We start from the raw sequence: 12,100 nt of genomic DNA, 5'->3' as shown, positions 1-12,100 counted from the left end.
GAGGTAATTATGTCCGTACTCGATCTAAACGCCCTTAATGACCTGCCAAAAGTCGAACGCATTCTGGCCCTGGCAGAAACTAACGCTCACCTTGAAAAGCTGGACGCCGAAGGGCGCGTGGCGTGGGCGCTGGAAAACCTGCCGGGAGAGTATGTGCTCTCATCAAGCTTTGGTATTCAGGCGGCGGTCAGTTTGCATCTGGTGAATCAGATCCGTCCGGACATACCGGTGATCCTCACCGATACCGGCTACCTGTTCCCGGAAACCTACCAGTTTATCGACGAGCTGACGGACAAGCTCAGGCTGAACCTCAAAGTCTACCGCGCAACGGAAAGCGCGGCCTGGCAGGAGGCGCGCTACGGCAAGCTGTGGGAGCAGGGCGTTGAGGGCATTGAGAAATACAATGAGATCAACAAAGTTGAGCCGATGAACCGGGCGCTGAAAGAGCTGAACGCCCAAACGTGGTTTGCCGGCCTGCGCCGCGAGCAGTCCGGGAGCCGCGCAACCTTACCGGTACTGGCGGTACAGCGCGGCGTGTTCAAAGTGCTGCCGATTATCGACTGGGATAACCGCACGGTGTATCAGTATCTACAAAAACACGGGCTCAAGTACCATCCGCTGTGGGACCAGGGCTACCTGTCCGTGGGCGACACCCACACCACGCGCAAATGGGAACCGGGAATGGCGGAAGAAGAGACGCGATTCTTCGGGCTGAAGCGCGAGTGCGGGCTGCACGAAGGGTGATCCTTTATCCTCCCTCTCCCTGTGGGAGAGGGTTGGGGTGAGGGCATCAGGCCCCGCTATACTTAAAAACCTCAGGCTTTGCCCGCTTTCGCCAGCTCCTTCACCAGCGGTAGCATCACTTTCACGACATCCCGGCTGCGGTGCTCAATCCGCTGCGGCAGCGTTTTATCAATGTGCTGCTGATTATCCAGCCGCACGTCATGCCAGCTGGTCCCGTCCGGGAACGCTTTCGATTTAGCGCGCTGCTGATAGCCATCCTTTTTGCCCAGCGCCCAATTCGTCGCCTCGACGTACAGCACCGGAATGCCTGCCTTATCAAACACTTCCCCGTCGTTACAACAGCCAGTGCCTTTTGGATAATCCGGGTTACCGCCTGGGTTTGTTGCGGCATAGACGCCATGCGTACGGGCAAGCGCCAGCGCACGGTCGCGGGTGAGTTTACGCACGCTGCTCGGCGTGCTCTGTCCACTATTAAAATAGAGCTTATCGCCCACGATCAGGTTATCGAGGTTAATCACCAGCAGCGTATTTTTCTTCTCCTCAGCGCTCATCCGTTTAAGGAGATTCTCAGCGCCGAGTTTTCCTTCTTCTTCGCCGCTGGTCGCCACAAAGCGAATACCGTATTTCGTCGGAATATTTTTAAGGCGTTCAGCCAGTTCAAGCATCACGCCGAGACCCGCTGCGTTATCGTCCATGCCCTGCAGCGTCAGTCCACCGAGGTTATTATCAATATCGGCGTCGCTCATTGGCGCATAGGTATCCAGGTGCGCCATGATAATAATCTGCTCAGCTGCTTTCCCCTCATGCGCCGCAATCACCGTGCTGCCGGTCACGTTATGCCAGTTTTGCGTTTTATTGCGTGAGGTATAGATGTAGCGGCTGTGAAACGAGCGTATGTCACTCTGGTAGCCCATCAGTGCAAACTGCTGGCGAATATAGTCGGCGGAGAGCATCTCCGCGGGTGAACCGGTCATGCGGCCAGGGAAAACCGTCGCAATATGTCGCGCCTGCATAGTGGCGATTTCACCATAAGGTTGATTTTTTGCCTGAGCCGGAAGGATAAAGCAAACGCCGAGCGCCAGGGCAGCAATACGGTGGCGCGTTGCGGAAAACATAGTGAGTCCTTAAAAACAGAGCAAAATAATAACGTGCATAGTATGAAACTGTGATCGTCCATACACAATTTGAATTGCTCTTAAATGCCCGAAATTTCGCGTGTTAAGCATTTTTTGGTATTTGCTTTTTCACGGCGTTATTCCATTGAGTAACTACTCATTCCAATTCGTAATTTCATTCGATCTAAGCCGCCCCCTATAGTCCCTCTATTCCTCGTTGTTAGTGAGTTGTTGCCTGTGGACTATCTGCCCCTTTTTGCCGCCTTAAAAGACCGACCGGTACTGGTTGTCGGCACGGGAGAAATTGCCGATCGCAAAATCGCGTTTTTGCAGCGCGCAGGGGCACAGGTGCGGGTTGTTGAAGAGGCGGATTTCGACGAGTCACAGATCGACAGCGTGGTGCTGGTGATTGCGGCGACTGAAAATCGGGAACTTAACCGGCGGGTCTCCGACGCGGCCCAGGCCCGTTACCGTCTGGTGAACGTGGTGGACGACCAGCCTTTATGCTCGTTTATCTTCCCGTCGATCGTTGACCGCTCGCCGCTGCTGGTGGCGATCTCCTCCGGCGGCACCGCGCCGGTGCTGGCGCGCGTGCTGCGGGAAAAGATCGAAGCGCTGCTGCCGACCAGCCTCGGGCGCATGGCGGAGAAAGCCAGCTACTGGCGCAACCATCTGAAAAACCGCCTGACCAGCGTGACGGAACGCCGTCGCTTCTGGGAGCGCGTATTTCGCGGCCGCTTTGCCAGCCTGATGCAGGCGGGCAATGAGACGGCGGCGCAGAAAATTCTCGAAGACGAACTGGATAACCCCGGCAGTACGGGCGGGGAAATTATTCTGGTGGGAGCCGGGCCGGGGGATGCCGGTTTGCTGACGCTGCGCGGCCTGCAGGTTCTGCAGGATGCGGACGTGGTGTTCTACGACCACCTGGTCACCGATGGCGTGCGCGAGCTGATCCGTCGCGATGCGGAGCAAATCTGCGTCGGCAAACGGGCGGGGGAACACTCCGTGCCGCAGCACGATACCAACCAGATGCTGATTGACGCCGCGAAAGCGGGCAAAACCGTGGTGCGCCTGAAAGGGGGCGACCCGTTCATTTTCGGTCGCGGCGGTGAAGAACTGCAGGCGGCAGCCGAAGCTGGCGTGCCGTTCCAGGTGGTGCCCGGCATCACGGCGGCGTCAGCCGTGACGGCCTACGCCGGCATTCCGCTGACCCATCGCGATTACGCCCAGAGCGTCACCTTTGTGACCGGGCACTATAAAGCCGACAGCACGCCGTTCGACTGGTCGCACCTCGCCCAGAGCCGACAAACGCTGGCGATATACATGGGCACGATGAAGGCGGCGGACATCAGCGAACAGCTTATTCAGCACGGTCGCGAGGCGACGACGCCCGTTGCCGTCATTTCTCGCGGTACGCGCGTCGATCAGCATGTCGCTATCGGCACATTACAAGACCTTGCAACCCTGGCGAAAGACGCCCCGATGCCTGCCCTGATCGTGGTGGGAGAGGTGGTGCAGCTGCACAGCACCCTCGCCTGGTTCCAACACACAACCGATACAGAAGGCTTTGGTTCTTCTGTTGTAAATTTGGCTTAAGGAACGGTTATGGACCAAAAACGACTTACTCACCTGCGGCAGCTCGAAGCGGAAAGTATCCATATTATCCGCGAAGTGGCCGCCGAGTTCTCTAACCCGGTGATGATGTACTCCATCGGTAAAGATTCCAGCGTCATGCTGCACCTGGCGCGTAAAGCGTTTTATCCTGGCACGCTGCCGTTCCCGCTGCTGCACGTGGATACCGGCTGGAAATTCCGCGAAATGTACGAATTCCGCGACCGTACCGCCAAAGCCTACGGCTGCGAGCTGCTGGTGCACAAAAATCCGGAAGGGGTGGCGATGGGCATTAACCCGTTCGTCCACGGCAGCGCCAAGCATACCGACATCATGAAAACCGAAGGGCTGAAGCAGGCGCTGAACAAGTACGGTTTTGACGCGGCCTTCGGCGGCGCGCGGCGTGACGAAGAAAAATCCCGCGCCAAAGAGCGAATCTACTCCTTCCGCGACCGCTTCCATCGCTGGGATCCGAAAAACCAGCGCCCGGAGCTGTGGCACAACTACAACGGCCAGATCAACAAGGGCGAAAGCATTCGTGTCTTCCCGCTCTCTAACTGGACCGAGCTGGATATCTGGCAGTACATCTATCTGGAAAACATCGAGATTGTTCCGCTGTACCTGGCCGCCGAGCGCCCGGTGCTGGAGCGCGACGGCATGCTGATGATGATTGACGACGATCGTATCGACCTGCAGCCGGGTGAAGTGATCAAAAAACAGATGGTCCGTTTCCGTACCCTCGGCTGCTGGCCGCTGACCGGCGCGGTGGAATCGAACGCGCAGACGCTGCCGGAGATCATCGAAGAGATGCTGGTGTCCACCACCAGCGAGCGACAGGGGCGCGTGATTGACCGCGACCAGGCAGGCTCCATGGAGCTGAAGAAACGTCAGGGTTATTTCTAAGGAGCCGCCATGAACACCACTATTGCTCAACAAATTGCCAACGAAGGCGGCGTGGAAGCGTATCTGCACGCCCAACAACATAAAAGCCTGCTGCGCTTTCTGACCTGCGGCAGCGTGGATGACGGGAAAAGTACCCTTATTGGCCGCCTGCTGCACGACACGCGCCAGATTTATGAAGATCAGCTCTCTTCCCTGCATAACGACAGCAAGCGTCACGGCACCCAGGGCGAAAAACTTGACCTGGCGCTGCTGGTGGACGGCCTGCAGGCGGAGCGCGAGCAGGGCATCACTATTGACGTGGCCTATCGCTATTTCTCCACCGAGAAGCGCAAGTTTATTATTGCCGACACCCCGGGCCACGAGCAGTACACCCGCAATATGGCGACCGGCGCATCCACCTGCGATCTGGCGATCCTGCTGATGGACGCCCGTAAAGGCGTGCTGGATCAAACCCGTCGCCACAGCTTTATCTCCACTTTGCTGGGGATCAAGCACCTGGTGGTGGCGGTCAACAAGATGGATCTGGTGAACTTCAGCGAAGAAAAATTCGAGGAGATCCGCCAGAGCTACCTGACCTTTGCCGAACAGCTGCCGGGCAACCTGGATATTCGCTTTGTGCCGCTCTCGGCGCTGGAAGGGGATAACGTCGCCTCCCAGAGCGCAAACATGCCGTGGTACAGCGGCCCGACGCTGCTGGAAGTGCTCGAAACCGTTGAAATTCATCGCGTGGTCGACACTCAGCCAATGCGCTTCCCGGTGCAGTACGTGAACCGTCCAAACCTCGATTTCCGCGGCTTCTCCGGCACTATTGCTTCCGGTTCCGTGAAGGTGGGGCAGCGCGTTAAGGTGCTGCCATCCGGCGTGGAGTCGGCAATCGCTCGCATCGTGACGTTCGACGGCGACCTGCAGGAAGCCGGGGCAGGGGAAGCGGTCACGCTGGTGCTGAAAGACGAAATTGATATCAGCCGCGGTGACCTGCTGGTCGACGCGCAGGAGACGCTGGCGGCGGTGCAGGGCGCTTCCGTGGACGTGGTGTGGATGGCCGAACAGCCGCTGACCGCAGGCCAGAGCTACGACATCAAAATTGCGGGCAAGAAAACCCGCGCCCGCGTGGACGGCATTCAGTTCCAGGTGGACATCAACAACCTGACCCACCGTGACGTGAGCGAGCTGCCGCTGAACGGTATTGGCCTGGTGGATCTGACCTTCGACGAGCCGCTGGTGCTGGATCCGTATCAGCAGAACCCGGTGACGGGCGGGCTGATCTTTATTGACCGCCTGACCAACGTTACCGTCGGTGCTGGCATGGTGCGCGAGCCTAACGCGCAGGCGAGCGTGACCTCTGAGTTCAGCGCCTTCGAGCTGGAGCTGAACGCGCTGGTGCGTAAGCACTTCCCGCACTGGGGCGCCCGCGATCTGCTGGGAGGCAAGTAATGGCCGCCCATGATGAGAACGTCGTCTGGCATCCTCATCCGGTCACCGTCGCCCAGCGCGAACAGCTTCACGGCCACCGTGGGGTGGTGCTGTGGTTTACCGGGCTGTCTGGCTCCGGTAAATCCACGGTGGCGGGCGCGCTGGAAGAGGCGCTGCATCGGCAGGGAGTAAGTACCTACCTGCTGGATGGCGACAACGTGCGTCACGGCCTGTGCAGCGATTTGGGGTTCAGCGACGACGACCGCAAAGAGAACATTCGCCGGGTAGGTGAAGTCGCCAGCCTGATGGCTGACGCCGGGCTGGTGGTGCTGACGGCGTTTATCTCGCCGCACCGCGCCGAGCGCCAGATGGTGCGCGAGCGCGTGGGTCAGGATCGCTTTATCGAAGTTTTTGTCGATACGCCGCTGGAGATCTGCGAAGCGCGCGATCCGAAAGGGCTGTACAAAAAAGCGCGTGCCGGCGAGCTGCGAAACTTCACCGGAATTGACTCGGTTTACGAAGCGCCTGAATCGCCTGAGATTCACCTGGAAGGTCAACAATTGGTAACAAATTTAGTAAGCCAATTATTAGACCTGCTCAGACGGGACGATATTATCAGATCCTGAGGCGGTATCGTTCGGGAGCTGTCTTCCCGAACGATGAGTCACGGTCACAGGATTAGCTATGCGCAACAGTGAAAACTACATTATCACCACCGGGTCGGAACCGTTAACCACCGACAATGAGACGACCTGGTCCTTCCCTGGGGCGATAGTCGGCTTTGCGTCGTGGTTACTGGCGCTGGGTATCCCGTTTTTGATCTATGGTGGTAACACCCTTTTCTTCTTTCTCTACACCTGGCCCTTCTTCCTGGCGCTGATGCCCGTTGCGGTCGTTGTCGGGGTTGCGCTGCACTCTCTTTTCAACGGCAAGCTCCTGTACAGTACGGTTATCACGATTGCCACCGTTGTCGTCATCTTTGGCCTGCTGTTTTTATGGCTGATGGGCTAACTTGCGACATAATTAAAACCCCGCAGTAGAGTCGAACGGAAAGTTATGGGATGATGATGCCGTTTTTTCAGGGGGCAGGATGGGTAAACTAACGCTGCTGTTGCTGGCTTTACTGGTCTGGCTGCAATATTCGTTGTGGTTCGGTAAGAACGGGCTGCACGACTACAGCCGGGTGAGCGATGACGTCGCGGCTCAGCAGGCAACAAATGCCAAACTTAAGGCGCGTAACGATCAACTCTTTGCTGAAATTGATGACCTCAATGGCGGCCAAGAGGCGATTGAGGAGCGCGCACGCAATGAACTCAGTATGACTAAGCCGGGCGAAACCTTTTATCGTCTGGTTCCGGATGCGTCTAAACGCAATCAGGGCTCAGCACAAAACAATCGATAATCAGGCCCAGGATTACGACATGGCAGCAACTTTTTCGGACGTATGTGCCGTGGTGCCGGCCGCAGGTTTTGGCCGGCGCATGCAGACAGAATGTCCCAAGCAGTACCTCTCAATTGGCGATAAAACGATCCTTGAGCACGCCGTGGCGGCGCTGCTGGCGCACCCGCGGGTGACGCACGTGGTCATCGCCATCAGTCCCGGCGATGCCCGCTTTGCGCAGCTGCCGCTGGCAAACCACCCACAGATTACCGTAGTTGATGGCGGCGCCGAGCGCGCCGATTCCGTGCTGGCGGGCATTCAGGCTGCCGGAAGCGCCCAGTGGGTGCTGGTCCATGACGCGGCACGTCCGTGCCTGCATCAGGACGACCTGGCACGCCTGCTGGCGCTGAGCGAAACCAGTAAAGTGGGCGGCATTCTGGCCGCGCCGGTGCGCGACACCATGAAGCGTGCCGAGCCGGGCAAGCGTGCCATCGCCCACACCGTTGAGCGCGTCGACTTATGGCACGCGCTGACGCCGCAATTTTTCCCCCGCGAACTGCTCCACGACTGCTTAACGCGTGCCCTTAATGAAGGCGCGACCATCACGGACGAAGCCTCCGCGCTGGAGTATTGCGGTTTTCACCCCACGCTTGTTGAAGGGCGCGCTGATAATATAAAAGTGACGCGCCCGGAAGATTTACAGCTCGCGGAATTTTATCTTACCCGTTCGACCCATCAGGAGAAGGCATAATGCGAATTGGACACGGTTTTGATGTACACGCCTTTGGCGGAGAAGGCCCAATTATCATTGGCGGCGTACGTATTCCTTACGAAAAAGGGCTGCTGGCGCATTCTGATGGCGACGTGGCGCTGCATGCGCTGACCGACGCGCTGCTCGGCGCTGCCGCGCTGGGTGATATCGGTAAGCTGTTCCCGGACACCGACCCGGCCTTTAAAGGGGCGGACAGCCGCGAACTGCTGCGCGAAGCGTGGCGCCGCATTCAGGCGAAAGGTTACACCCTCGGCAACGTCGACGTGACGATTATTGCCCAGGCCCCGAAAATGCTGCCGCACATTCCGCAGATGCGCGTATTTATCGCTGAAGATCTGGGCTGCCATATGGACGACGTCAACGTCAAAGCCACCACCACGGAGAAGCTGGGCTTTACCGGTCGTGGCGAAGGGATTGCCTGTGAAGCCGTGGCGCTGCTGGTGAAGGCGGTAAAATGACGGACTTCGATAATCTGACATACCTGCACGGCAAGCCGCAGGGGAACGGGGTGCTGAAAGCCAGCCCGGAAGATTTCCTCGTGGTGGAGGATCTGGGCTTTGAGCCCGATGGCGAAGGCGAACATATCCTGGTGCGTATTCTGAAAAACGGCTGCAACACCCGCTTTGTGGCCGACGCGCTGGCAAAATTCCTCAAAATTCACGCCCGGGAAGTGAGCTTTGCCGGGCAGAAAGATAAACACGCCGTCACCGAGCAGTGGCTCTGCGCCCGCGTGCCCGGCAATGCGATGCCTGATTTAAGCAAATTTGAGCTTGAAGGCTGTAAGGTGCTGGAGTACGCCCGCCACAAGCGCAAGCTGCGCCTGGGGGCGTTGAAAGGCAACGCATTTACGCTGGTGCTGCGCGAAGTGACTAACCGTGAAGACGTTGAAAAACGTCTCAACGCCATTAATGAACGCGGCGTTCCGAACTACTTTGGCGCGCAGCGCTTTGGCATTGGCGGCAGCAACCTGCAGGGCGCGCTGCGCTGGGCGCAAAGCGATGCGCCGGTGCGCGACAGGAATAAACGCAGTTTTTGGTTGTCGGCGGCCCGCAGCGCGTTGTTTAATCAGATTGTGAGCGAAAGGCTGAAAAAACCGGACGCGAATCAAGTTGTTGTTGGCGATGCGCTACAATTAGCGGGACGCGGAAGCTGGTTTGTGGCAACGGCCGAAGAAATGGCCGATGTGCAGTCGCGCGTGGATGCCAAAGCGCTGATGATTACCGCAGCTTTGCCGGGCTCAGGCGACTGGGGCACCCAGGGCGACGCGTTGAGCGCTGAGCAGTCCGCCGTGGCGGATGCGCCGGAATTACAATCCTTGCTGGTGCGGGAAAAAGTCGAAGCAGCGCGCCGCGCGATGCTGCTCTATCCGCAGCAGTTAAGCTGGAACTGGTGGGATGACGTGACCGTCGAGTTACGCTTCTGGCTGCCGGCAGGTAGCTTTGCCACCAGTGTTGTCAGGGAACTAATCAACACCTCGGGTGATTATGCGAATATTGCTGAGTAACGATGACGGGATCCACGCGCCGGGCATTCAGACCCTGGCGAAGCACCTCCGTGAATTTGCGGATGTGCAGGTCGTGGCCCCCGATCGTAACCGCAGTGGAGCGTCTAACTCACTGACGCTGGAGTCGTCGCTTCGCACCTTTACCTTTGAAAATGGCGATATTGCCGTGCAGATGGGCACGCCGACGGACTGCGTGTTTCTGGGCGTGAACGCGCTGATGCGCCCGCGTCCGGATATCGTCGTCTCCGGCATTAACGCCGGGCCGAACCTCGGCGATGACGTGATTTACTCCGGAACGGTAGCGGCGGCAATGGAAGGGCGCCATCTGGGGTTCCCGGCGCTGGCGGTCTCGTTAAACGGCCACACGCACTACGATACCGCCGCCGCGGTGACCTGCTCGATCCTGCGGGCGCTCGGCCGCGAGCCGCTGCGTACCGGGCGCATTCTGAACATCAACGTGCCGGATCTTCCTCTCAATGAAATTAAGGGCATTCGCGTTACGCGCTGCGGAAGCCGGCATCCGGCCGATCAGGTGATCCCGCAGCAGGATCCTCGCGGCAACACGCTTTACTGGATCGGGCCACCTGGCGATAAGTGCGATGCGGGTCCGGACACCGACTTTGCTGCCGTGGATGAAGGCTATGTCTCGGTCACTCCGCTGCACGTAGATTTAACCGCGTATAGCGCGCATGATGTGGTGTCGGGCTGGCTGGATCGCGCAGGAGTGAACGCGCAATGGTAAGCAAACGTGTACAAACTCTTCTGGAACAACTTCGCGCACAGGGGATCCGCGACGAGCACGTGCTTGAAGCGCTCGCTCAGGTCCCGCGTGAGAAATTTGTAGACGAGGCGTTTGAACACAAAGCGTGGGAAAACGTAGCGCTGCCCATCGGGCAAGGCCAGACGATTTCGCAGCCTTATATGGTGGCGCGGATGACGGAGCTGCTGGAGCTCACGCCCGACTCACGCGTGCTGGAGATTGGCACCGGGTCGGGGTATCAGACCGCCATCCTGGCGCATCTGGTACACCATGTCTGTTCCGTAGAGCGGATCAAAGGTTTGCAATGGCAGGCGCGTCGTCGCCTGAAACAACTTGATTTACATAATGTTTCGACACGACACGGTGATGGATGGCAGGGTTGGCAGGCTCGCGCCCCGTTTGACGCTATCATCGTGACGGCGGCTCCGCCTGAAATTCCAGCTGCGCTCTTGGCGCAGCTGGATGAGGGGGGCATTCTCGTTCTGCCCGTCGGGGACGAGCAGCAGCTATTGAAGCGCGTTCGTCGGCGCGGCGGCGAGTATATTATCGACACCGTGGAAGCCGTGCGCTTTGTGCCTCTGGTAAAGGGGGAGTTGGCCTGAGACTCGGATTTATCCAGGGTTATTAAGGCAAATTCAGCGTATGGTGTGGCGCGAAAGATTCGTGTCATCACGGTAAATTTTAAGTCACTGGTAGTTAACACATTCCTGGGGGATAAATGAGCGCGGGAAGCCCTAAATTCACCATCAGCCGTGTTGCGGCATTATCACTGGTTTCGCTCTGGCTGGCAGGCTGTACAAGTTCCAACAACGCGCCTGCGCCCGTCAGTTCCGTCGGGGGAAACAGCGGCTCCGGTAACACGTCCAGCGGAATGTTAATCACGCCTCCGCCTAAAATGGGTACTGCTGCGCCGCAGCAAACACCACAAATTCAGCCTGTGCAACATCCTGTTACACAGCCAACGCAGATTCAGCCAGTTGAACAGCCTGTTCAGACCCAAAATGGCCGCATAGTCTATAACCGCCAGTATGGGAACATTCCGAAAGGCAGCTATACCGGCGGCAGTACCTATACCGTGAAGCGCGGCGATACGCTGTTCTACATTGCCTGGATCACCGGGAACGATTTCCGTGACCTCGCGCAGCGCAACAACGTCCAGGCCCCGTATGCTCTGGAAGTTGGCCAAACGCTCCAGGTGGGCAACGCAACGGGTACGCCACTCACGCCTGGCAATACGGTTTCAGCGGCCGATGTGACGGCTCAAAATAACAGCGTCAAGCCTGCACAAAAATCCACCACGGTGGTTGCTTCACAACCTGTAATTACGTATTCTGAGGATTCAGGTGATCAGACTGCTAACAAAATGTTGCCGAATAATAAAGGGACTGCGACTGTTGTCACAGCACCGACCACGGCACCTGTGGTTAGCTCTACTGAACCGACTGCAAGCAGTCAGAATGCCAGTTCGTCCATCACCGCATGGCGCTGGCCAACCGACGGCAAGATTATCGAGAACTTCGCAACCTCTGAGGGTGGGAACAAAGGGATCGATATCGCAGGCAGTAAAGGACAGGCTATCATCGCGACCGCAGACGGACGCGTTGTGTATGCCGGTAACGCGCTGCGCGGTTACGGTAATCTGATTATCATCAAACATAACGATGATTACCTGAGTGCCTACGCCCATAACGACACAATGCTGGTCCGGGAACAACAAGAAGTTAAGGCGGGGCAAAAAATCGCTACCATGGGTAGCACCGGAACCAGTTCTACACGCTTGCATTTTGAAATTCGTTACAAGGGGAAATCCGTAAACCCGCTGCAGTACTTGCCGCAGCGATAAATTGACGGGGCATGCCAGCCAGGGTGTCTCGTTCAGGGATCACGGGTAGGAGCC

At 57.9% G+C, this 12,100-nt stretch carries 14 protein-coding genes; 13 read left to right on the top strand and 1 reads right to left on the bottom strand.

Annotated elements, in window-relative coordinates:
* Positions 1-9: 9 nt before the first annotated feature.
* Positions 10-744, top strand: coding sequence for a phosphoadenosine phosphosulfate reductase (gene cysH / locus IM303_RS06595; RefSeq protein WP_008499616.1), 735 nt, complete (start codon positions 10-12; stop codon positions 742-744).
* A 71-nt stretch (positions 745-815) separates the two neighbouring features.
* On the opposite strand, the gene IM303_RS06590 is transcribed toward cysH, so the two are convergent.
* Positions 816-1,859, bottom strand: a complete 1,044-nt coding sequence (locus IM303_RS06590) for an aminopeptidase (protein ID WP_045261234.1) — start codon at positions 1,857-1,859, stop codon at positions 816-818.
* 246 nt (positions 1,860-2,105) lie between these two features.
* Between IM303_RS06590 and cysG the strand changes: the two genes are divergently transcribed.
* The 12 genes from cysG (at position 2,106) to nlpD (ending at position 12,046) form a co-directional block, all read left to right on the top strand.
* On the top strand, positions 2,106-3,455 hold the full coding sequence (cysG, locus tag IM303_RS06585; RefSeq protein ID WP_162196524.1) for a siroheme synthase CysG: 1,350 nt from the start codon (positions 2,106-2,108) through the stop codon (positions 3,453-3,455).
* A gap of 9 nt (positions 3,456-3,464) precedes the next feature.
* On the top strand, positions 3,465-4,373 hold the full coding sequence (cysD, locus tag IM303_RS06580) for a sulfate adenylyltransferase subunit CysD (RefSeq protein WP_008499613.1): 909 nt from the start codon (positions 3,465-3,467) through the stop codon (positions 4,371-4,373).
* Positions 4,374-4,382: 9 nt separating this feature from the next.
* Positions 4,383-5,807 (top strand): sulfate adenylyltransferase subunit CysN, encoded by a 1,425-nt coding sequence (cysN, locus tag IM303_RS06575; RefSeq protein WP_045261235.1) that lies wholly within the window; start codon positions 4,383-4,385, stop codon positions 5,805-5,807.
* Entirely contained in the window at positions 5,807-6,412 is a 606-nt protein-coding gene (gene cysC, locus IM303_RS06570) for an adenylyl-sulfate kinase (RefSeq protein WP_192971675.1), read from the top strand. Before cysN ends, cysC begins: the two co-directional genes overlap by 1 nt.
* Before the next feature lie 58 nt (positions 6,413-6,470).
* On the top strand, positions 6,471-6,797 hold the full coding sequence (locus tag IM303_RS06565; RefSeq protein WP_028014241.1) for a DUF3561 family protein: 327 nt from the start codon (positions 6,471-6,473) through the stop codon (positions 6,795-6,797).
* Positions 6,798-6,876: 79 nt separating this feature from the next.
* Entirely contained in the window at positions 6,877-7,188 is a 312-nt protein-coding gene (ftsB, locus tag IM303_RS06560) for a cell division protein FtsB (protein ID WP_003862095.1), read from the top strand.
* Positions 7,189-7,207: 19 nt separating this feature from the next.
* Positions 7,208-7,918: a 2-C-methyl-D-erythritol 4-phosphate cytidylyltransferase gene (gene ispD / locus IM303_RS06555; protein ID WP_028014240.1), complete on the top strand. Its 711-nt coding sequence runs from the start codon at positions 7,208-7,210 to the stop codon at positions 7,916-7,918.
* Positions 7,918-8,397, top strand: coding sequence for a 2-C-methyl-D-erythritol 2,4-cyclodiphosphate synthase (ispF, locus tag IM303_RS06550; protein ID WP_048959481.1), 480 nt, complete (start codon positions 7,918-7,920; stop codon positions 8,395-8,397). The genes ispD and ispF overlap by 1 nt, the downstream gene beginning before the upstream one ends.
* Positions 8,394-9,443: a tRNA pseudouridine(13) synthase TruD gene (gene truD / locus IM303_RS06545; protein WP_045261236.1), complete on the top strand. Its 1,050-nt coding sequence runs from the start codon at positions 8,394-8,396 to the stop codon at positions 9,441-9,443. Before ispF ends, truD begins: the two co-directional genes overlap by 4 nt.
* Positions 9,424-10,185 carry a 5'/3'-nucleotidase SurE gene (surE, locus tag IM303_RS06540; RefSeq protein ID WP_028014238.1) on the top strand — a complete coding sequence of 254 codons (762 nt, stop codon included), beginning with the start codon at positions 9,424-9,426 and terminating at the stop codon, positions 10,183-10,185. Before truD ends, surE begins: the two co-directional genes overlap by 20 nt.
* Entirely contained in the window at positions 10,179-10,805 is a 627-nt protein-coding gene (locus IM303_RS06535) for a protein-L-isoaspartate(D-aspartate) O-methyltransferase (protein ID WP_193359739.1), read from the top strand. The genes surE and IM303_RS06535 overlap by 7 nt, the downstream gene beginning before the upstream one ends.
* A 116-nt stretch (positions 10,806-10,921) precedes the next feature.
* On the top strand, positions 10,922-12,046 hold the full coding sequence (gene nlpD / locus IM303_RS06530) for a murein hydrolase activator NlpD (protein WP_041908436.1): 1,125 nt from the start codon (positions 10,922-10,924) through the stop codon (positions 12,044-12,046).
* Positions 12,047-12,100 lie beyond the last annotated feature (54 nt).

It is taken from the genome of Enterobacter cloacae complex sp. P38RS, assembly GCF_014930775.1.
Taxonomy (GTDB): domain Bacteria; phylum Pseudomonadota; class Gammaproteobacteria; order Enterobacterales; family Enterobacteriaceae; genus Enterobacter; species Enterobacter bugandensis.
The sequence above is the reverse complement of the archived record's forward strand: the minus strand, read 5'-3'. Positions and strand labels throughout refer to the sequence as shown.